The organism is Phytoactinopolyspora halotolerans (assembly GCF_010550675.1).
Classification (GTDB): domain Bacteria; phylum Actinomycetota; class Actinomycetes; order Jiangellales; family Jiangellaceae; genus Phytoactinopolyspora; species Phytoactinopolyspora halotolerans.
The window spans coordinates 61156-82297 of sequence record NZ_JAAGOA010000019.1; the positions used below are offsets into that span (position 1 = coordinate 61156).

General features: G+C 69.3%; 17 protein-coding genes. 16 read left to right on the forward strand and 1 reads right to left on the reverse strand.

All coding sequences use genetic code 11. The features are described 5' to 3' along the window. Positions 1-73 precede the first annotated feature (73 nt). From G1H10_RS23260 to G1H10_RS23330, 15 genes are all read left to right on the forward strand, one after another. A complete protein-coding gene (locus G1H10_RS23260; protein ID WP_163742298.1) occupies positions 74-1501 on the forward strand; it encodes a UDP-N-acetylmuramoyl-tripeptide--D-alanyl-D-alanine ligase in 1428 nt (475 codons plus the stop codon). Further along, positions 1498-2559 (forward strand): phospho-N-acetylmuramoyl-pentapeptide-transferase, encoded by a 1062-nt coding sequence (gene mraY, locus G1H10_RS23265; RefSeq protein ID WP_163742301.1) that lies wholly within the window; start codon positions 1498-1500, stop codon positions 2557-2559. Before G1H10_RS23260 ends, mraY begins: the two co-directional genes overlap by 4 nt. A gap of 270 nt (positions 2560-2829) precedes the next feature. Next, on the forward strand, positions 2830-4281 hold the full coding sequence (murD, locus tag G1H10_RS23270; protein ID WP_163742303.1) for a UDP-N-acetylmuramoyl-L-alanine--D-glutamate ligase: 1452 nt from the start codon (positions 2830-2832) through the stop codon (positions 4279-4281). Beyond that, a complete protein-coding gene (gene ftsW / locus G1H10_RS23275) occupies positions 4268-5503 on the forward strand; it encodes a putative lipid II flippase FtsW (protein WP_163742306.1) in 1236 nt (411 codons plus the stop codon). Before murD ends, ftsW begins: the two co-directional genes overlap by 14 nt. Beyond that, the gene (gene murG, locus G1H10_RS23280) at positions 5500-6588 is read left to right on the forward strand and encodes an undecaprenyldiphospho-muramoylpentapeptide beta-N-acetylglucosaminyltransferase (protein WP_163742308.1); all 1089 of its coding nucleotides are present in this window, start codon (positions 5500-5502) and stop codon (positions 6586-6588) included. The genes ftsW and murG overlap by 4 nt, the downstream gene beginning before the upstream one ends. 81 nt (positions 6589-6669) lie before the next feature. Then, entirely contained in the window at positions 6670-8028 is a 1359-nt protein-coding gene (gene murC, locus G1H10_RS23285; RefSeq protein ID WP_174264595.1) for a UDP-N-acetylmuramate--L-alanine ligase, read from the forward strand. After that, a complete protein-coding gene (locus tag G1H10_RS23290; RefSeq protein ID WP_163742313.1) occupies positions 8025-8780 on the forward strand; it encodes a cell division protein FtsQ/DivIB in 756 nt (251 codons plus the stop codon). The genes murC and G1H10_RS23290 overlap by 4 nt, the downstream gene beginning before the upstream one ends. Positions 8781-9485: 705 nt before the next feature. Beyond that, positions 9486-10457: a PDDEXK-like endonuclease domain-containing protein gene (locus tag G1H10_RS23295; protein ID WP_163742315.1), complete on the forward strand. Its 972-nt coding sequence runs from the start codon at positions 9486-9488 to the stop codon at positions 10455-10457. A 222-nt stretch (positions 10458-10679) separates the two neighbouring features. Then, entirely contained in the window at positions 10680-11132 is a 453-nt protein-coding gene (locus G1H10_RS23300; RefSeq protein ID WP_163742317.1) for a DoxX family protein, read from the forward strand. Between the two features lie 325 nt (positions 11133-11457). Continuing rightward, positions 11458-12735 (forward strand): cell division protein FtsZ, encoded by a 1278-nt coding sequence (gene ftsZ / locus G1H10_RS23305; RefSeq protein ID WP_163742320.1) that lies wholly within the window; start codon positions 11458-11460, stop codon positions 12733-12735. Between the two features lie 141 nt (positions 12736-12876). After that, complete coding sequence (gene pgeF / locus G1H10_RS23310) at positions 12877-13668, forward strand: peptidoglycan editing factor PgeF (protein WP_163742502.1); 792 nt, start codon at positions 12877-12879, stop codon at positions 13666-13668. Between the two features lie 186 nt (positions 13669-13854). After that, the gene (locus tag G1H10_RS23315; RefSeq protein ID WP_163742323.1) at positions 13855-14403 is read left to right on the forward strand and encodes a cell division protein SepF; all 549 of its coding nucleotides are present in this window, start codon (positions 13855-13857) and stop codon (positions 14401-14403) included. A gap of 97 nt (positions 14404-14500) precedes the next feature. Then, on the forward strand, positions 14501-14788 hold the full coding sequence (locus G1H10_RS23320; RefSeq protein ID WP_163742326.1) for a YggT family protein: 288 nt from the start codon (positions 14501-14503) through the stop codon (positions 14786-14788). Positions 14789-14833: 45 nt separating this feature from the next. Then, positions 14834-15751: a DivIVA domain-containing protein gene (locus G1H10_RS23325; RefSeq protein ID WP_163742328.1), complete on the forward strand. Its 918-nt coding sequence runs from the start codon at positions 14834-14836 to the stop codon at positions 15749-15751. A 264-nt stretch (positions 15752-16015) separates the two neighbouring features. Then, positions 16016-16843 carry a DUF8017 domain-containing protein gene (locus G1H10_RS23330; protein WP_163742331.1) on the forward strand — a complete coding sequence of 276 codons (828 nt, stop codon included), beginning with the start codon at positions 16016-16018 and terminating at the stop codon, positions 16841-16843. A 52-nt stretch (positions 16844-16895) separates the two neighbouring features. Here the strand turns inward: G1H10_RS23330 and ileS are convergent, their stop codons facing one another. Then, positions 16896-20117, reverse strand: coding sequence for an isoleucine--tRNA ligase (gene ileS / locus G1H10_RS23335; protein WP_163742334.1), 3222 nt, complete (start codon positions 20115-20117; stop codon positions 16896-16898). A gap of 669 nt (positions 20118-20786) precedes the next feature. Between ileS and G1H10_RS23340 the strand changes: the two genes are divergently transcribed. Continuing rightward, entirely contained in the window at positions 20787-21050 is a 264-nt protein-coding gene (locus tag G1H10_RS23340) for a DUF167 domain-containing protein (RefSeq protein ID WP_312856629.1), read from the forward strand. Positions 21051-21142 lie beyond the last annotated feature (92 nt).

Below are 21142 nucleotides of genomic sequence, written 5' to 3' on the forward strand. Positions count from 1 at the left end.
TCCGATCAGGCGTGAGCGCGCGCCATGCTGCAGCGAGAGGTCTCATGGAGACGCGTAGCGAACTGGAGGCGATGTGATCCGGCTGACGTTGGCTGACGTGACGGCGGCCGTCGGCGGTCGGATCGAACCGGACGCCGCGTCGAGCGCCGACGCGGCAGCGTCGCAGGACGTGACCGCCTCCGTCGTCGTGGATTCGCGGGAGATCGAACCCGGGGGCCTCTTCGTCGCGCGGGTGGGCGAACATCAGGACGGACACGATTTCGTCGTCGCCGCCGCGGAAGCCGGGGCGGTCGCGGCGATCGTGGAACGGCCGGTGGACGGCGCGGCCGTGCCACAGATCGTGGTCGAGGACTCCGAACGTGCCATGGGCCTGCTCGCGCGCGCCGTCCTGGACCGGCTGCCGTCGCTGACCGTCGTCGGTGTGACCGGTTCGTCCGGCAAGACGACGACGAAAGACCTGCTCTCCCAGGTGCTGGCGCCGCTGGGCCCGGTGGTGGCGCCGCCCGGCTCCTACAACACCGAGGTCGGCGTGCCGCTGACCGCGCTGCGCGTGACCGAGGCTACCCGGACGCTCGTCGCCGAGATGGGGGCTCGCGGCGTCGGACACATCGAGTACCTGTGCGGCATCACCCCTCCGCAGATCGGCGTCGTGCTCAACGTCGGCTCCGCCCACGTCGGCGAGTTCGGCGGGCGGGACGCCATCGCACGCGCCAAGAGCGAGCTGGTGCGGGCGCTGGGTCCGGACGGCACCGCCGTGCTGAACGGCGACGATCCGATGGTGCGGCGGATGGCCGAGCAGACCGAGGCCGAGGTGCTGATGGTCGGGGAGTCGGTGCACGCGGACGTCCGCGCCGAGGATCTCCGCCTGGACGAGCGCGGATGCGCGTCGTTCACGCTGGTGACGCCGGCCGGGACGGCCCCGGTGCGGCTCGCCTTCGTCGGCGAGCATCAGGTGTCCAACGCGCTGTCCGTCGCCGGGGTCGCGCACACCCTGGGGATGTCGCCCGAGCAGATCGGCGCACAGCTCACCGAGGCGCGGCCGCTGTCGCGGTGGCGGATGGAGGTGACCGAGCGGCCGGACGGCGTCACCGTCGTCAACGACGCGTACAACGCCAATCCCGAATCGGTCCGGGCCGCGCTGAAGACGCTGGTCTCGATGGCCGGCGGCCGGCGGACCTGGGCCGTGCTCGGCGAGATGCTGGAACTGGGAGACGCCTCGGCCGCCGAACACGACGCTATCGGGCGGCTCGCGGTGCGGCTGAACATCAACCGGCTCGTCGTCGTCGGCGAGGGCGCCCGTCCGATGTACCAGGGCGCCAGCCTGGAGGGCTCCTGGGCCGGGGAGACGGTCTGGGTTCCGGACCGGGCCGCTGCCGAGGAGCTTCTCGCCAAGGAGCTCGGCACGGACGACGTCGTGCTGGTGAAATCGTCCCGCGACGCCGGGCTGCGGTACCTGGGGGACAGTCTGGTCGCCGCTGATGCGGGGGAGGACACCGAGTGATCTCGATCCTCACGGCCGGCTTCGCCGCCGTGGTCGTCTCGATCCTGGGCACGCCGCTCGCCATCCGCATCCTGGCCAAACGCGGCTACGGGCAGCTGATCCGCGACGACGGCCCGACGACGCACCACACCAAGCGAGGCACGCCCACGATGGGCGGTGCGGTGATCATCATCGCCGTGCTGATCGGGTACATCCTCGCGCATCTGGTGCGGCCGACGGCGCCGAGCGCGTCCGGGCTGCTGGTGCTGTTCCTGCTGGTGGGGCTCGGCCTGGTCGGCTTCCTCGACGACTACATCAAGATCTCCAAGCAGCGCAGCCTGGGGTTGCGCAGCGGCGCGAAGATGACCGGGCAGGTCTCCGTCGCCGTCGCGTTCGGCATCATGGCGATCAATTTCGAGAACGACCAGGGGTACACCCCGGCGTCCACGGCCATCTCGTTCCTGCGGGACAGTTCGTGGGAGCTGCCGGCGGCGGCGTTCGTCATCTGGGCGTTGCTGATGGTCTCCGGCTCGTCGAACGCGGTGAACCTGACCGACGGGCTGGACGGGCTGGCGACCGGCGCGTCGGTGATGGTGTTCGGCGCGTACACGCTGATCAGCGTCTGGCAGTTCAACCAGAGCTGTGCGGTGACGCCCGGGCCGGGCTGCTATGAGATCCGTGACCCGCACGACCTAGCGGTGATCTCGGCGGCACTGATGGGCGCGTGTTTCGGGTTCCTGTGGTGGAACGCGTCGCCGGCCAAGATCTTCATGGGCGACACCGGCTCGCTGGCGCTCGGCGGGGCGCTGGCCGGGCTGGCCATCACCAGCCGCACCGAGCTGCTGCTGGTGGTGCTCGGCGGGTTGTTCGCCGTCATCACGCTGTCGGTGATCCTGCAGGTGGGCTGGTTCAAGCTCTCCGGCGGCAAACGGCTGTTCCGGATGGCGCCGCTACAGCATCATTTCGAGCTCAAGGGCTGGGCCGAGGTGACGATCGTGATCCGGTTCTGGATCGTGGCCGGGATGTTCGTCATGGCGGGAGTGGGGCTGTTCTACGCGGAGTGGGTCGCCACCGTATGAGGGGGTCGGCGCGGGGATGATGAAGGTGGAAGGCGTCCTGAGGCTGGTGGGGACCAGCCGAGCGAGGGAGGGAGATCTCCCTCCTTGCCCAGCGCTCGGCTCGCACCGAGAGTCGCCGTCGATCTCGTACGTCGCGTACGCGAGCCTCGCGATGCCCACCACACCATGGATGGAGATCTCCCTCCCTCGCTCGGCTGGTCTCGGCTTGAGTACGGAGGCCTTCCGCCCCATGGTTGGTCGCGTCGACTCCGTGGAAAGGGGGCGACCGACATGGGCGTGAACAGCCGGGAATGGTTGGAGCACGCGGACCGGGAGAGCCCGTGGGGCGAACTGTCGGTCGTGGTCGCCGGGATCGGGGTGTCCGGGTTCGCGGCGGCGGATGCGTTGGTGCAGCTGGGTGCGCAGGTGACCGTCGTCGATGAGGCGGATGGGGAGACACCGCGGGAGAAGGGGACCATTCTCGAGATCCTCGGGGCTACCGTGCGGCTCGGGGCGGGGGCGACGGCCGAGCTACCGGACGGGGCTGACTTGGTGGTGGTGTCGCCGGGATGGCGGCCGACGGCGCCGCTGCTGGTGGCGGCGGAGCAGGCCGGCGTGCCGATCTGGGGCGAGGTGGAGCTGGCGTGGCGGCTGCGCGATCCGGCGACGCCGTGGCTGGCACTGACCGGCACCAACGGCAAGACGACGACGGTGAAGATGCTGGCCGAGATGTTGCGGGCATCCGGCCTGCGCGTCGGGGCGGCCGGCAATGTGGGCGACCCGATCGTGTCGGCGGTGATGGATCCCGGAGGGCACGACGTGCTGGCGGTGGAGCTGTCCAGCTTCCAGCTGCATTGGACGAACAGTCTGGCCGTGCGGTCGGCGGCCGTGCTGAACGTGGCGCCGGACCACCTGGACTGGCACGGCTCGCTCGCGGCGTACGCGGCCGACAAGGGCCGGATCTACCAGGGCGTGCAGACCGCGTGCGTGTACAACGTGGCGGATGCGGAGACCGAACGGCTGGTCCGGGAGGCGGACGTGGTCGAGGGCGCGCGGGCGATCGGGTTCACCCTGGGCATACCGGGCGTGGGCATGCTCGGCGTCGTCGATGATCTGCTGGTCGACCGGGCCTTCATCGCCGAGCGGCAGACATCCGCGGCGGAGCTCGCCTCGGTCGACGACGTGCGCCCGGCGGCGCCGCACAACGTCGCCAACGCGCTGGCCGCGGCGGCGCTGGCCAGGTCCATAGGCGTGCCGCCGGTGGCGGTCCGGGACGGGCTGCGCGCGTTCACGCCGGACGAGCACCGGATCTCCACCGTGGCGACCGTCGGCGGGGTGGACTTCGTCGACGACTCGAAGGCGACGAATCCGCACGCGGCAGCCGCGTCGCTGGCCGCCTACACGTCCGTGGTGTGGATCGCGGGCGGTCTGGCCAAGGGTGCGTCGTTCGACGAGCTCGTCGCTGGAGCGAAAGACCGGCTGCGCGGCGCGGTGCTGATCGGCGCGGATCGGAGCCTGATCAGCGAAGCTCTCGCGCGACACGCGCCGGATGTCCCGGTCATCGAGGTGGCGGACACGGACAATATGGCCATGGATCGTGCGGTGGCGGAAGCGGCCCGGCTGGCCCAGCCGGGAGACACGGTGCTGCTGGCGCCGGCCTGCGCGTCGATGGATATGTTCGCCAACTACGTCAGCCGCGGCGAGGCGTTCGCGGCTGCGGTGCGCCGCCATGACGGCCGTTGACGCATCGTCGGTCGGCAGGCGCGGCCCGGGCGGGGCGCGGGACGCGCTCGCGCGGTTTCTGCGCCGCCCACTCGCGTCGTACTACTTGGTCTTAGGCGCCGCGGGCCTGCTCCTGCTGCTCGGGCTGGTCATGGTCTTCTCGTCCACCACGTACATGTCCACCCAGCAGTTCGGGCACCCGGCACACTACTTCCTGCGCCAGCTGCTGTGGGTGACGGTGGCGCTGCCGATCGCGTGGGTGATCTCCCGGATGCCGTTGCGCGTGCTGCGGGCGCTGTCATTGCTGATGGTGATCGGCGCGACTGGGCTGCTGGCGCTGACGTTCGTACCCGGATTCGGCGTGGTGCGCGGCGGCAGCCGGAACTGGCTCGACTTCGGCGGTCCGTTCCTGCTGCAGCCGTCCGAGGCCGCGAAGCTGGCGTTGATCATCTGGGTGGCCCACGTCTTCGCCAACAAGGGCAAGCTGATCCGGCACTGGAAGCAACTGCTGATCCCGGTGGCGCCGGTGGCCGGCTTCGTCATCGCGCTGACCCTGGGGCAGAACGACATGGGCACCGCCGCGATCATGGTGCTCATCCTGCTCACCATGTTGTGGGTGATCGGGGTGCCGACCTGGCTGTTCGGCCTGATGATGGGTGTGGTCGGCGTCGTCGGCGTGTACTTCATCTTCACCGCGCCGCACCGCATCGAGCGGATGGGCAACTTCCTGGACCCGTTCGCGGACTACACCAACACCGGCTACCAGGCGGCCAACTCGATCTTCGCGTTCGCCAACGGCGGATGGTGGGGCACCGGGCTCGGAGCCAGCACGCAGAAGTGGGGCACACTCCCGGAACAGCACACCGACTTCATCTTCGCCATCCTCGGCGAGGAACTCGGGCTGCCGGGCACCCTGATGGTGATCGTGCTCTTTCTGGCTTTGGGCTATGCTGGCCTGCGCATCGCGATGCGGACCACGGACACGTTCGTCCGGTTGGCCGCGGCCGGTATCACCGGCTGGTTCATGGTGCAGACCGTAGTCAATCTCGGCATGGTGTTGGCGGTGTTCCCTGTGGTCGGTGTCCCGCTCCCGCTGGTCTCCTACGGTGGAGCGTCGATCGTGGTCACGGTGGCCGCGGTGGGCGTGCTGCTGTCGTTGGCCAAGCATGAGCCCGGAGCCAAGGAAGCGTTGGCGGCCCGGCGCGAGCAGCGGCTTGAACGCCGGGAGGGTAGGACCACGTGAGGGTAGTCCTCGCCGGTGGTGGCACCGCCGGGCACATCGAGCCCGCGCTGGCCACCGCGGACGCGCTGCTGCGCGCAGACCCGGAAACCGACGTCGTGTTGCTCGGCACGGAGCGGGGCCTGGAGACCCGGCTGGTGCCCGAGCGCGGCTACGAGCTGGCGCTGATCCCGCCGGTCCCGTTGCCGCGGAAGCTCACTCCGGAGCTGATCCGGCTGCCCGCCCGGGTGCGCGGCGCCGTCCGGCAGACGGCGGCCGTGCTGCGCGAGTGGCAGGCGGACGTCCTGGTCGGTTTCGGCGGATACGTGGCGCTGCCGGCGTATCTCGCGGCCCGGCGGCTGGGACTGCCGACCGTCGTGCATGAGGCGAACGCGAAGCCGGGGCTGGCCAACCGGATCGGGGCACGGTTCACCCAGCATGTGGCGCTGGCCAACACCGACGTGCCGCTGCCGCACGGACAGCACATCGGCATCCCGCTGCGCCGGTCGGTGGCGACGCTGGACCGGGCGGCGACCCGAGCCGAGGGCCGGGCGTTCTTCGGGCTGGACGACCAGGCGCCGACGCTGCTCGTGTTCGGCGGGAGCCAGGGGGCGCGGCGGCTCAACGGCGCCGTCACCGAGGCCATCGACGCGCTGACCGGCGCCGGGGCGCAGGTGCTGCACGCCGTCGGCGCCGGCAACATCGACTCCGCGGTGGCCCGCCCCGGCTACGTGCCGGTGCCGTACATCGACCGGATGGATCTGGCCTACGCGGCCGCCGACCTGGCGTTGTGCCGCTCCGGCGCGATCACGTGTGCCGAGGTCGCGGCGGTGGGGCTGCCCGCGGTGTACGTGCCGCTGCCGCACGGCAACGGCGAGCAGCGGCTCAACGCCGAACCCACGGTCTCCGCCGGCGGGGGGCTGCTGGTGGCGGACGCCGAGCTCACCGGAGACTGGCTCACCGCGAACGCGCTTCCGCTGCTGACGGACCGGGAGCGGCTGGCCGGCATGGGGGAGGCTGCGGCTAGGCTGGGCCGCCGTGATGCTGACGACCGCCTTGTGCAGATGGTCCACCGGGCCGTGGAGACTCAGGATGCCGGAGGCCGGTAAGTGATCGTTGCGCCACCAGAGAGCGCTGTTCCCGCCGAAAAGCTCGGTCCGGTCCATTTTGTGGGCATCGGGGGAGCGGGCATGAGCGGGATCGCCCGTATCCTGCTGGCCCGCGGCATCTCCGTGTCCGGGAGCGACGCCAAGGACTCCGGCGTGCTGACCGGCCTGCGGGCGCTGGGTGCCCGGGTATACGTGGGCCATGACGGTGCCAACGTCGGCGACGCGGACACCGTCGTCGTCTCGACCGCGATCCGGGAGACCAACCCCGAGGTGGTGGCGGCGCGTCAGCGCGGCCTGCGGGTGCTGCCGCGTGCGTCGGCGCTGGCGTCGGTGATGGTGGGACGGCGGGCCATCGCGGTCGCCGGCACCCACGGCAAGACCACGACGACGTCGATGATGACCGTGGCGTTGCAGCACTGCGGCGCCGACCCGTCGTTCGCGATCGGCGGAAACCTGAACGAGTCCGGGGCGAACGCGCACAACGGGAGCGGCGAGTTCTTCGTCGCCGAAGCCGACGAGAGCGACGCGTCGTTCCTGGCCTACGACCCGGAGGTGGCGATCGTCACCAACGTGGAGGCCGACCACCTGGACAACTACGGCACCGAAGAGGCATACGTCGCGGCGTTCGACGAGTTCATCAACCGGATCCACGGCTTTCTTGTGGTCTGTGCCGACGACCCGGGCGCGCGAGCCCTGGGGGAGCGGGCCGTCGCGCGCGGCGTCACGGTGCACACCTACGGCGAATCGCCAGACGCCATGGTGCGGCTGTCCGACTTCGACCTGTCCGATTACGGGGCGTCGTTCGAGCTGGTCGCGCGGGGACGCCGGCAGGGCCGGGTGGACCTGCGGGTTCCGGGCCGGCACAACGCGCTGAACGCGGCCGGCGCCTTCACGGCGGGCATCGGACTCGGGCTGCCCAGCGGTGAGCTGCGGGAGGGCTTGGCCGGGTTCACCGGGACGCGGCGGCGGTTCGAACTGAAGGGCATCGCGGGTGGCGTGCGCGTCTACGACTGCTACGCCCACCATCCGACGGAGGTCGCCGCGGACCTGGCGGCGGCGCGTTCCGTCGTCGGCGACGGCAGGGTGGTGGCGATCTTCCAGCCGCACCTGTTCAGCCGCACCCGGATCTTCGCCGAGGAGTTCGGCAAGGCGCTGGCCGGGGCGGACGAGGTACTGGTGATGGACGTGTACGCGGCGCGCGAAGACCCGGAGCCCGGAGTGACCGGCGCCCTGGTGGCGTCCGCGGTGGACCTGCCGCCCACCCAGGTAGCCTTCGAACAGTCCTGGTCCGCCGTGCCGGCGCTGGCGGCATCCTGGGTGCGGCCGGGCGACGTGTTGCTGACCATGGGCGCGGGCGACGTCACCATGGTCGGGCCCGAGGTGCTGGAGCTGCTGAGCGAGCGGCGCGCCGGAGAACGTGCGAGCGTGGAGCGGGTGTGAGCACCGCCACGCGGTCTGCGAGTGCTGAGCGCTTCGCGGCGCGTGCGCGTCGGCGGCGGCTGCGCGGGGTGCTGCGCAGCGTACTGATCCTGCTGGTGATCGGCGCGGTCGTGGCCGGTGTGTGGCTGGTTCGGTGGTCGTCGGTGCTGTCGGTGCAGAACGTGTCGGTGCAGGGCGTGCCGGACGACGTCGCTGTCGAGGTCGAGGAGACGGCTGAGGTGCCGGTGGGGGTGCCGTTGATCGACGTGGACACGGCTGCGGTCGCTGAACGGGTGCGGGCGTTGCCCGACGTCGGCGACGTGGAGGTCCGGCGATCGTGGCCGCAGACCCTGACCATCGACGTCGAACCGCGTGAGGCGCTTGCCGCGATCCGCGACGGTGGGACGTGGTGGAGCGTGGACGCCTCCGGCGTGCTCTTCGGGCGTGCGGACTCCCGCCCGGATGGTGTGCCGGAGCTGGACGCGCCGACCGAGGACGCGGCCACGCTGGCGCGGGAGACGGGCGTCGCCGTATTGACCCAGCTGCCGCGGTCCGTCGAGGAACTGGTCGACAGCGTCGAGGCGCGGTCGGCTGCCGACGTCCGGCTGCACCTGGCCGATGGCTCGACGGTGCGATGGGGGACTGCGGAGCGGCCCGAGGACAAGGCGCGCGTGCTGCTGGCGTTGATGCAGCAGCGGCAGGAGGACGACGAGTCCGAGCCGCCCGAGATGTACGACGTCGCGGCGCCCGACCACCCCGCCGTCGTCCCCTGACGCCCCGCCCACCCCGCCGTCGTCCCCTATGTCTACCGGCGGCCGCCTTCTCCGCCGTCGTCCCCTGACGGCCGACCACCTCGCCGTCGTCCCCTATGTCTACCGGCGGCCGCCTTCTCCTCCTCCGGCGTCCCTTTGGTCCATCGGCGAGCGCACTTGTGCGGTTCAGGTCGGTGCTCCGCACGCGCTCGGCCCACCAAGGTCTCACACGACCATACGCACGACCGGGTATGCGCCATTGCCCACGGCAGGGAAGACCGCGAGGCACGGCGGACGTGGTCAATCGTCCAGGCCGTCGGGGCCGTGTGAACAGCTGTGCGGATTTGGGCCGCAGCGTGCCATCGTGCACCGTGTCGTGTGCGTTCGGGCTGCTGACAGCGGTCAGAGTTACCACGACCGTGCGCACAGTTGTTCACACACGGCTGATAGCGGTCAGGCGTCACACGACGGCTCACACGACCCGGCATCGATCGGTCAAATATCACACGGCGAGGTACACAACCATGTCGTGCGACCCGTCGTGTGCATCTGCGCCGGTCGTCGCCCGACCGTGTGGTCTGTCGTGGGTAAAAGGGCGGGGCGGCGGCCGACTGTGTTGTCTGTCGTGGGAAGAGGGCTTGTGGATGGAGAGGCGACACGGGGAGGGTTATCCACAATCGGACGTTCGGGCTGGCGGATGAGGAGAGTTCGTGGCGAGATGGAGGCATGGTCTCGTCGTACAGCGCCCGTGAGGGCGGAGCGGATGCTGAGCCGAAAACGCCTGACGGTGTCGTGACCAAGCTCGCCGCCGCGCAGTATGGGAACGTCACCCGACTGCAGGCGCTCGAGTGCGGGCTCACCAGGCATCAGATCACGGCCCGGCTGGCCAGTGGGATATGGACTGTTGTGCACCCGAAGGTGTACCGGATCGGTGGCGCGCCGGAGACGCGTGCCGCAACGGCGGTGGCCGGGCGACTCTACGCGGGCGACGATGCCTGGTTCAGCCACGCGTCGGCCGCTCGGCTGCACGGCATCGACCCGCTCGTGCCGTCGGACCGGACGTGGCTCACCGTACCGGCACATATCCAGCGTCCTCGCCGGCCCGGTCTGGTAGTGATTCGCTCCCGGCGGATCACCGGATTCACCGATACCGTCCATGACCAGCCCGTCCTGAATGTGGCACGCACGATCGTCGACCTAGCGGGAATGCTGTCCGCGCCGCTCTTCATGCGTGTTCTGTATGACGTGTTCGGGCGCGGGTTGGTCGGTGTCGACGAGGTGCTCTCGGCGGCCGAGAACTTCGGCGGCAGAGCCGGCCTGGCCATGTTGCACCATGCGGTGGAAGAGTTCGATCCAGCCTTCGAATCCGGCCTCGAGCATGAGGCGGACGATCTCTTCCGTGGCGCCGGGTTCTCGTTCGAGCGACAGTTTGAAATCCGGGACGAGGGCATCCTGATCGCCCGGCTCGACTTCGCGGACGAGGAGAACAAGATCGGCATCGAGATCGACGGGGCCAGGTTTCATTCATCCCAGCAGGCGCGTTCGTACGACCGTCAGCGGGATCGGTCGCTAGCCCGTCGAGGATGGAGGATCGAGCGGTTCACCACCGACGACGTCCGCAGGCACCCGAAGACGACCGTGCGCCACATCCACGGGATATACGACGAGGTACTCCGCTCACGTACACCGGCAGCATGACATCGTTGGCGGACCTCGGATGGTGGAGGCCTGACTTTCCAACGGCTCGGCACTCGGGCATGCCGTTCCGGGTTTGGCATTCGGGGTCCGACCTTCCGGGCGGGACCTCTGCGAGGGCCATGGACTGCTCCGAGACGTCGCGCAGCTGGGGACTTGCGTTGGGGGACATGTCAACTAAGCTGTCGTAGAAGATAGTTGAACGTTCAAGTACGGAGTGATTCTGTGTTCCGCTCGCCTATTGTCCGAGATGTCGCACTGCTGCTCGCCCGCGTGGGGGTGGGCGCCGTGTTCGTCGCGCACGGGTGGCAGAAGCTCTCCGACGTCGGCGTCGACAACGTCGCCGCCGGATTCGAGCAGATGGACGTCCCGCTCGCGACCGCGTCGGCGTGGTTCGCGGCGCTGGTCGAGCTGGTCGGGGGAGCGGCGCTCATGCTCGGACTGGTGACGCCGCTGGCCGGGCTGTTGCTGGTGGTCGACATGGTCGGGGCCTACATCTTCGCGCATGCGGGCAACGGCATGTTCATCGATCAGGGCGGGGCGGAGCTGGTGCTGGCGCTCGGGGCCGCGAGCCTGATCTTCGCCGGACTCGGTGGTGGCCGGCTCAGTCTCGATCACGTCATCGCGCCACGGCTCGGACTCACGAAGCGAGCCACGGCGGGCGCGTCATCCCGGTAGGCCGGTGAGGCGGACCGGCGCCGCCGGAGTGTCGGTCCGCCAGGGCTGCCCGGGTGCGGGCGGTAGGTCCAGCGGCGGCTGCCGATCGGCTGCGTGCGTGGGCTCGCGAGGGGCGGCGAGGGGCCGACCGACGGGCGCCACGTGGCGTGGCTCGGGTGATGCTGTGAGTTCCGTAAGATGTCGATCATGGACTTCTTCGGCGTGTCGGTGCGCCGTGCGGCGTTGGTCCGCTTAGCGTCGTTTAAAGCGCTCAGGTTGACATAACTATAAACCTCAACTTGAGGGTGAGGGTTTAGAACGGGACTCGATTGAGAGGCGACTGGACGTGACTGCTCCGCAGAACTATCTCGCGGTGATCAAGGTCGTCGGTATTGGTGGCGGCGGTGTCAACGCGGTCAACCGCATGATTGAGGTCGGCCTCAAGGGTGTCGAGTTCATCGCTATCAACACCGACGCTCAGGCCCTGCTGATGAGCGACGCCGACGTCAAGCTCGATGTCGGCCGGGAGTTGACCCGCGGCCTGGGCGCGGGCGCCAATCCCGATGTGGGAAGCAAGGCCGCCGAGGATCACGCCGAGGAGATCGAAGAGGTCCTCAAGGGCGCCGATATGGTGTTCGTCACTGCCGGCGAGGGGGGTGGAACCGGTACCGGCGGCGCGCCCGTCGTCGCCCGGATCGCACGGTCGCTCGGTGCGCTGACCATAGGAGTCGTGACCCGGCCGTTCATGTTCGAGGGCCGGCGCAGGGCGCTGCAGGCCGAGGCGGGCATCGAAGCCCTGCGTGAAGAAGTCGACACCCTCATCGTGATCCCGAACGACCGCCTGCTGTCCATCAGTGACCGCCAGGTCAGCGTGCTGGACGCGTTCAAGAGCGCCGATCAGGTGCTGCTCTCCGGTGTGCAGGGCATCACGGACCTGATCACCACGCCGGGGCTGATCAACCTGGACTTCGCCGACGTGAAGTCGGTGATGAGCAACGCGGGATCCGCCCTGATGGGCATCGGGTCCGCGCGCGGTGAGGACCGTGCGGTCGCCGCCGCCGAGATGGCGATCTCGTCGCCACTGCTCGAGGCGTCGATAGACGGCGCGCATGGCGTGTTGCTCTCCGTCTCCGGAGGTTCCGACCTCGGGCTGTTCGAGATCAACGAAGCGGCGAACCTGGTGTCGCAGGCGGCCCATGACGAGGCGAACATCATCTTCGGCGCGGTGATCGACGACGCGCTCGGCGACGAGGTCAGGGTGACCGTGATCGCCGCCGGCTTCGAAGGCGGGTTCCCGCCCCGGCGTGAACTCGGCACGGTCCGCCGGGCGGACGGGCAGGGCGACGGCTCGGGTGGCGCGTCGCACGCGCCGCCGCCCCCGGAGGAGGAGCAGGCAGGCCGTGAGGCCCGAACAGACCGGGCGGCTCCGGCCTCGTCCGGTACCGATCACTCCTCGGGAAGCGCCGGCGTCGGCAGCGCCTCGTCGGCTTCGCCGGGCGCCGGTGCGGACCGGGAGAACAACCGGCCTCGCGCTACCGAGCAGCCGGAGCCATCGCGGCAGCGTGAGCAGCGCCGGATCGTGCCGCCCGACGACGATCTGGACGTGCCCGACTTCCTCAAGTGAGCGTGCCGAACCCTCCCTGCTGAGCCGGGCCGAGGGCGTCGTCGTTCTGTGGATCCCGGGATCGTGCTGAGCGGTGGAACCCCGGTCGGCCGAGCCGTGCCGGAGTTCGACGCCATCCTGGCGGGTCCCCCGATCGTGCCGATGGCCGGCCGGGGAGAGGATAGGGCTGTGCTTGCTCACTTGAGTTCTCATGGCCGCGCCTCGTTCGCCTTCACCGACCGCGCCGGTGGGGTGAGCCGGCCGCCGTTCGACGAGCTCAATCTGGCCCGGCACGTCGGAGACGATGCGCACGCGGTGGAATCCAACCGGTCGCGGCTGGCCGAGAGCATCGGGCTGCCCGCTGACCGTGTCGTGTACATGAACCAGGTGCACGGCGCCGACGTAGCGGTTGTGGACGGTGCGCGGCCATGGCGCCCGGAGGAGGCTCCGCCGGTGGACGCGATGGTCACCACACAGCCCGGAGTGGCGCTGGCGGTGATGGTGGCCGACTGTGTCCCGGTGCTGCTCGCCGACGCTGAGCGGGGCGTCGTCGGCGTCGCGCATGCCGGTAGGCCGGGCCTGGCGGCGGGCGTGGTGCCCGCCGTCGTCGCGGCGATGCGGGAGTTGGGCGCGGACAGGCTCGATGCGCTGATCGGCCCTTCTGTGTGCGGTGCCTGTTACGAGGTGCCGGAGACGATGCGAGACGAGGTCGCCGCCGCCGTTCCGGCCGCGTGGGCGACGACGCGCCAGGGCACCCCCGCCGTCGACGTCCCGGCGGGCGTGCTGGCCCAGCTGCGGGCGCTGGACGTGCGTGCCCAGCGGGTGTCGGTGCGTGATGCGGCCGCCGACCCGGGGGACGGCTGGCGGTGCACGCTGGAGGATCCGGCGTTCTTCTCCTACCGTCGAGACCGGACGACGGGCCGCTTCGCGGGCCTGGTGTGGACGCACGAGTGAGGGCGTTGAGTCACTGTGGCCCCAATTATCACACCAGCCACATTTGCACCAGATGGTGTCCCATATCTCTGGCGACACACCGTGCGTGTCGTGCCCGGTAATGCTCGTTCGAGGCGTTTGGCCAAGCTAGTGTCAGTGGTACGAAAGGTAGTGACCGGCCACCACTAGTGCGGAGGGTCTTGGAGCATGGCCAGCGCAATGCGCAAGGTTGCGGTCTACCTCGGCCTCGTGGAGGATCGGGACCGCTACGACGATGAGTATGACGACGAGTACGACGAACCGTACGAAGGTGACTACGAGGACGAACTCGTGGACGCGCACGAGCCACCGGAGCCGGAGCGGTTGCCGGAACGGCGTGAGCGTGACCGAGAACACCCCCGTGAGCACACGGCCACGGTGTCGTCGTTGGCCGACCGACGGCCGGCAGCGGGGCAACGCCGCGCGACCGCAACTCGGGAGGCGCGCATCACCACACTTCACCCGCGCACGTACAACGAGGCACGGGTGCTGGGTGAGCACTTCCGCGACGGCATACCTGTGATCATGAACCTGTCGGAGATGGACGACGTCGACGCCAAGCGACTGGTCGACTTCGCAGCCGGACTGATCTTCGGACTGCGAGGCAGCATCGACCGGATCACGGCCAAGGTCTTCCTGCTGACACCCGCGGACGTGCAGGTCACAGCCGAGGATAAGGCGCGCATCGCCGATGGCGCGTTCTTCAACCAGAGCTGAACTGTTTTGTTCATCACATCAGATATGAGTCCATCGCGATCAATGGATCGGTGCCCGTTGCGGCAGTCGACCCAGGTGTCAGGTAGGTTCGGTAGCTGTGTCGGTCATTACGCAGCCCCTGTTGATAGCCCTGTGGCTTTTCTTCATCGCCCTGCTTGTACGTCTGGTGGTCGACTGGATCCAGGTCTTCGCACGCGAATGGCAGCCCAAAGGGCCGCTGTTGGTCGTGTTGGAGGCCGTATACACCGTGACCGATCCGCCGCTGCGAGCGATCAGGCGGGTCATCCCGCCGCTCCGTATCGGGTCGATCGCGCTTGATTTAGCGTTCATCGTGCTGATCATTCTGGTTCGAATTGCCATCACGATTGTGGCATCACTGGGGTGACGCGGTACGGTGACTGTCGACGCTGCACACATTCGAGGTGACGCTATGCCACTGACGCCTGAGGCCGTCCAGAACAAGGAGTTCACGACCGTCCGCCTGCGCGAGGGTTACGACATGCAGGAGGTCGACGAGTTCCTGGACGAAGTTGAGGCCGAACTCGCGCGGTTACAGCGCGAGAACGATGAGCTTCGCGACAAGCTGGCTGCGGTGACTCGCGGGGCTGGGGCCGTGGGTACGGCCGAGCCAGCCCAGCCGCCGCGGCAGCCCGAAGCTCCCAAAGCACCACCCTCCTCCGCACCTACGCCGGCCCCTGCGGCCGCGCAGGGGCCGGGAGCGGCCGGTGGAGGTGGGCAGCCCAGTGATGCTGCCGCCAAGGTGCTCGCGCTGGCGCAGAAGACCGCGGACGAGTTGGTCGCCGACGCCAAGACCGAGGCCGACCGGCTGATGAGCGAGGCACGCAGCCGTTCCGAAAAGCTCGACGCCGAGACCAAGGCCAAGGCTGCGAAGCTGGAGCAGGATGCGCGCCAGCGCGCCGAGTCGATCGACCAGGAGATCCAGAAGCGCCGGGCGCAGGTGTTCGGCAAGCTGGAGACCGAGCGGGCCGACCTCGAGCGCCAGCTGGAAGGGTTGCGCGCGTTCGAGCGTGAGTACCGAAGCCGGCTCAAGTCGTACCTGGAAAGCGAGCTGCGCAAGCTCGAAATGGGTGCGTCGAGCGACACCGAGCGGGCCGAGGCCGAGATCGCCGCGCACATGCAGCAACAGCAGCAGACGCAGCAGCAGCCTCAGCACCAGCAGCCGCAACGTCCCGGGCCCTCGAACAACACGGGGCAGGGCCAGGGCGGTGGCCAGGGCCAAGGACAGGCCCAGGGTCAGCAGCAGGGCCCGAGTGGGAACGAGAACGCCTCCTCCACGGGCGGTTCGTTGCGCTCGGTCGCCAGCTTGCTCGACGACGACCAAGGCTGAGCTCAGGCCCTACGGGGTCAGGCGTGACAGACGCGGGTCGAACGGCGAAAGCCGCTCGGCCCGCGTTTGGCGCGCCGTGCCTCATGCGCCGGTGCCGGGTGCGCCGGTGCCGGATGCGCGGGGTGTCCGATGCGCCCGTGCGGGGTGCGTGTCTTCGCCTTCGTAGAAGCGAATGATGTAAGTGCAGGTGTAGTGGCACGGTTCATGCTTCGTGGCGGTATTCGGATTTCACCATGGATCAAATAGCGTTCACGGAGTGTGATGATGAAGAGGTTCAGTGCTGCAGCGGCTTCGCTGGTGGTGGCGGGAGCACTGGCGGCATGCGGCGGTTCCGGCGACGACGCGGAGGAGTCCGGGTCGTCGGCCGGGCCGGAGGCGGCGAGCACCGACAACGCCGGCCAGGACGGCTCTGATGCGCGAGCCGATGCGGACGCGGATGCGGACGCTGACGGCGCCGCCGCCGACGACGAGGCCGATGCCGACGCTGATACGGGCGACTCAGCGGAGCGGTCGGGCCACGGGCGTGTGCAGGAGGTGGTGGCCGAGCGACGGCCGCTCGCCTACGACGTTCCGGGACACTGGACCGTCGAATCGCCGGGCGTGATCACCGGCTTCGAGGAGGAGGATCCGGACGCTCCGTTCGGCTATCGCCCGACCGTGGGGATGAGCAGCGTCGCCTCCTACGGAGAGCGCGGCGGCGACTGCACACTCGCGCCCGCCAAGGCCGGTACCAACGGGATGGGCGAGGCCGGCTTCGACACCGAGGCCGCCGCGCAAGGAGTCGCCGTGATGTGGGCCGAGGCGGCGTACGGGGACGGCGACGACAAGCCGGAGTGTCAGCTCAGCGGCCCCGAGCCGTTCGAGGCCAACGGCCTGTCCGGGCACTACGTCGAGGCCGAGGTCACGCCCGTCCCGCACGAGTGCCACCCCGAGGATGCCCTGGTGCGCGTGGCCAGCTTCGACTCCCCGGACGGCGACGACGTGTACAACCTCATCATCTACGCCGACGCCTCCGGAGCGCTGGCCCCGGAGGCGTCGGATCTGGACCTATCTTCTCGTCGATACGTCCGTCGTAGCCACGAGCAGCCATGATCATGAACAGTTTCCGTTCACATAGCACGGAAACTGTTCATGATCATGAGAGTTATGAGACCTGGCGGAGGCGGAAGGTGAGGCCGAGGTCGGCGTCCGCGTGGTCCGGCTGGCCGGCCAGGCTCTCCAGGTCGCTGGAGACCCGCACGGCGAGGACCTCGTCGGCGAGCAGGGCCTCGTGTTCCCGCAGCGCCTCGGCGAGCTGCGTCGCCTCGGGCGTGGTCGACCAGGCGAGCTCGATGCGATCGGCGACGTCGAATCCGCTCGTCTTGCGGGCCTCCTGCACCAGCCTGATCGCCTCTCGCACCAGGCCGGCACGGACCAGCTCATCGGTGAGCGTCAGGTCCAGGGCGACGGTCTCGCCCTCGCGCGCCACCGCCCAGCCTTCCCGCGGTGTCTCGGTGATGACCACATCGTCCGGGGTGAGCTCGACGTCGCCCACCTCGGGCACGGCGACCGTCGCCGTCCCGGACGCCCGCAGCGACGCCGCCAGCGCCGCAGCGTCGGCGCCGGCGACCGCCTGAGCCACCTTCGGCGTGTCCTTGGCGAACCGCTTGCCCAGCGAGCGGAAGTTGGCCTTGGCGGTGACGTCGAGCAACGCCTCGGCGGCGGCGTCGGTCGCATCGCCCGCGCCGGCCGCTTCACCGGCCTCGGCCAGCGACAGCACCTGCTGTACGTTGAGCTCCTCGGCGATCTCGGCCCGCAGCTCGGACCGGAGGGACTCCCAGCCCCACGCGCCGACCAACGCCCGCGCCAGCGGCTGCCGGGTGCGCACCTTCGACTCCGCCCGCGCCGCGCGGCCCAGCTCCACCAGGCGCCGCGTCAGCGCCACCTCGTCGGCGAGCCGATCGTCGACGAGCGCGGCGTCGGCGGCGGGCCAGCTCGCCATGTGCACCGACTCGGGCGCGGAGGAGTCGACCGGCACCACCAGGTCCCGCCACACCCGTTCGGTGATGAACGGCACCATCGGCGCCAGCAGCCGGGTCAGCGTCTCGACGCACTCGTGCAGCGTCGCCAGCGCGGCCGGGTCGCCGTCCCAGAACCGTCGCCGGGAGCGTCGCACGTACCAGTTGGACAGGTCGTCGATGAACGTGTGCAGCAGCGTGCCGGCGCGCTGGGTGTCGAAGTTCTCCAGCGCGGCGTCGACGTCCCCGACGAGCCGGTTCAGCTCGCTCAGCGCCCACCGGTCCAGTACGTGCCGCTCGGCCGGCGCCGGCGCCCCGGCGGCCGGCGTCCAGCCCGAGGTGCGGCCGTACAGGGACAGGAACGAGGCCGTGTTCCAGTACGTCAGCAGCACCTTGCGGATGATCTCGCCGAGCACGTTCGGCCCGATGCCGCGCGACTGCCATGGCGAACCGTTCGCCGCCATGAACCAGCGCACCGCGTCGGCGCCGTGCTCGTCCATCAGCGGGATCGGCTCCAGGATGTTGCCGAGGTGCTTGGACATCTTGCGACCGTCCTCGGCCAGGATGTGGCCGAGGCAGAGCACGTTCTCATACGACGAGCGGTCGAACACCGCGGTACCCACCGCCATCAGCGTGTAGAACCAGCCACGCGTCTGGTCGATCGCCTCGCAGATGAACTGCGCCGGGTACGCCTTGCCGAACGCCTCCTCGCTGCCGGGCGCGTACGGGTACCCCCACTGCGCGAACGGCATCGATCCGGAGTCGTACCAGGCGTCGATGACGTACGGCACTCGCCGGAAGGTGCCGGGAACGTCCGGCAGGGTGAACGTCACGTCGTCGACGAACGGCCGGTGCGGATCCAGCTCTGAGAGGTCCCGCCCGGCCAACTCGGACAGCTCCGCAAGCGAGCCCACGCAGACCAGCCGGGACGGGTCCTCGTCGTTGCGCCAGATCGGCAGCGGCGTACCCCAGAACCGGTTGCGGGAGAGCGACCAGTCGATGTTGCCGCGCAACCATTCGCCGTAGCGGCCCCACTTGATGGTCTCCGGGTACCAGTTGGTCTTCTCGTTCTCCCGCAGCAGCGCGTCGTTGAACTGGGTGGTGCGGATGTACCAGGACGGCTGGGCGTAGTACATCAGCGGCGTGTGGCAGCGCCAGCAGTGCGGGTACTCGTGCTCGTACTGCGTGTGCCGGTACATCCGGCCGCGCTCTTCCAGGTCGCGGCTGAGCTTGGCGTCGGCGTGCTTGAAGAACTCGCCGCCGACGAGCGGCAGATCGGCCCGGAACGTGCCGTCGGGCTCGATCGGGTTGACCACGGGCAGCCCGTACCGCTTGCAGACGCGCAGGTCGTCGGCGCCGAACGCGGGAGCCTGGTGGACCAGTCCGGTGCCGTCCTCGGTGGTGACGTAGTCGTCGACGACGACGATGTTCGGCGCGGTGCCGGCCGCGTCGTCCGGCGCCAGCTCGACCAGTTCGAAGGGACGCTGATAGCTCCAGTGTTCCATCTCGCTGCCCTGGAATCGCTGGGTGACCGTCCAGCCCTCGCCGAGCACCGTGGAGAACAACGGCTCGGCGACGACGAGCGTCTCCGACCCGTCGGTGGCGGCGACGTAGGTGACCTCGGGGTGCACGGCGACGGCGGTGTTGGACACCAGCGTCCACGGCGTCGTCGTCCAGATCAGCAGCGACGCGGGCGACTCGGCGTCGCTCAGCGGCCCGGAGGTGAGGGGAAGGCGGACGTACACCGACGGGTCCGCGACGGTCTCATATCCCTGGGCGAGTTCGTGCGAGGACAGCCCGGTGCCGCAGCGCGGGCAGTACGGGGCGACGCGATGGTCCTCCACCAGCAGCCCGGCGTCGAAGATCTGCTTCAGCGACCACCACACGCTCTGCACGTAGGACGGATCCATGGTCCAGTAGGCCTGGGACATGTCCACCCAGTAGCCCATCCGTTCGGTCATCTCCTCGAATGCGTCGACGTGACGCTGGACCGACGCGCGGCACCGGTCGTTGAACTCCGCGACGCCGTATGCCTCGATGTCGCCCTTCGACTTCAGCCCGAGTTCCTTCTCCACGGCGATCTCGACCGGCAGCCCGTGGCAGTCCCACCCGGCCTTGCGGGCGACGTGGTAGCCCTTCATGGTCCGGTAACGGGGGAAGACGTCCTTGAAGACGCGGGCCTCGATGTGGTGCGTGCCGGGGGTGCCGTTCGCCGTCGGCGGACCCTCGTAGAAGGTCCACGGCGGCTTGCCCTCGCTGGCCTTGACGACTCGGGCGAAGACGTCGTTATCTCGCCAGAAGGCGAGGACCTCGTGTTCCATGGCCGGCAGGTCGACCTGCGCCGGTACCGCTCGATATGTGTCGCTCATCGTCTGGTGCGTCCTCCGTCGTCGTTGTCGACAGAGGGACGAGGCACGACCCCGCGGTACCACCCTCCTTGGCCGCACCGACGGGCGCGACCCTCTTCATTGCGTGCGGCCGGTTCTACTGGGTGCCGTCAATGTGCGGCGACACCGTTCTTCCGGCGGCTCGGGGGTGATGTTCACGCCACGCTCGCACTACCGGGCTCGCACCATCCCCGGCTCGCTCCTAGCCGTCGACGCGGGCTACTGGTCCCCTTCAACGCCTGCTCGCAGCGACCAGTGTACTTCTGCGCGCACGGTGGATCACGCCCATTTCCCTCCGGCCGGCAGATCTCCTCCGCCGCCGGGCGCATGCTCGGTGCCGGGCTGGGTACTGCTGCCCCGAAACGCTCGGGGGCAGTCCCTGGCCACCGGTCGCCGTCTGGAGCCACAGCTTGAGGAACCCCGGCATCCGCGGCGGGTGTGAACCGGTGGACCGTTGCCTGCGGCCGGCCTGGTCAGCAGGTGTATGACCGCTGGTTGGCCATATGGTCAATACGGGTGCCACGGTGGCATTTCGGTGATGCGCAAGATCGTCCGAAACGGATACCGGGTTGCCCGGGTTTGCTGAGACGAGTGTCGCGCGACTTCGTCGACGTTCGAGCGCGCGGCACGTGGGAAGCTTGAGGTGTGCGCGTGACGGTACGAGTGAAACCGGGGTCGAAATCTCCACGAGTAGGGGGTCGTTACGGCGACGCTCTGGTGATCGCTGTGCGAGAACGAGCCGTCGACGGCAAAGCGACCCGGGCCGCCGTCGCCGCATTGGCCGATGCCCTCGGATGCACCCGACGTGATGTACGTCTCGTCGCTGGTGAGACCAGCCGGACGAAGATCATGGACGTGCCGGAGAGCGCCGCCGCCGCATTGGCTGGCTTGTTCGCCCGGGATGAGGCAAACTAGCTGGTTAAATGGTGTGATTCGGTGGCAGGCGGGACCATGAGACCAATTTCGTTCCGTCCATACTATTGATCGATCGGGCCGCCGGAGAAGCC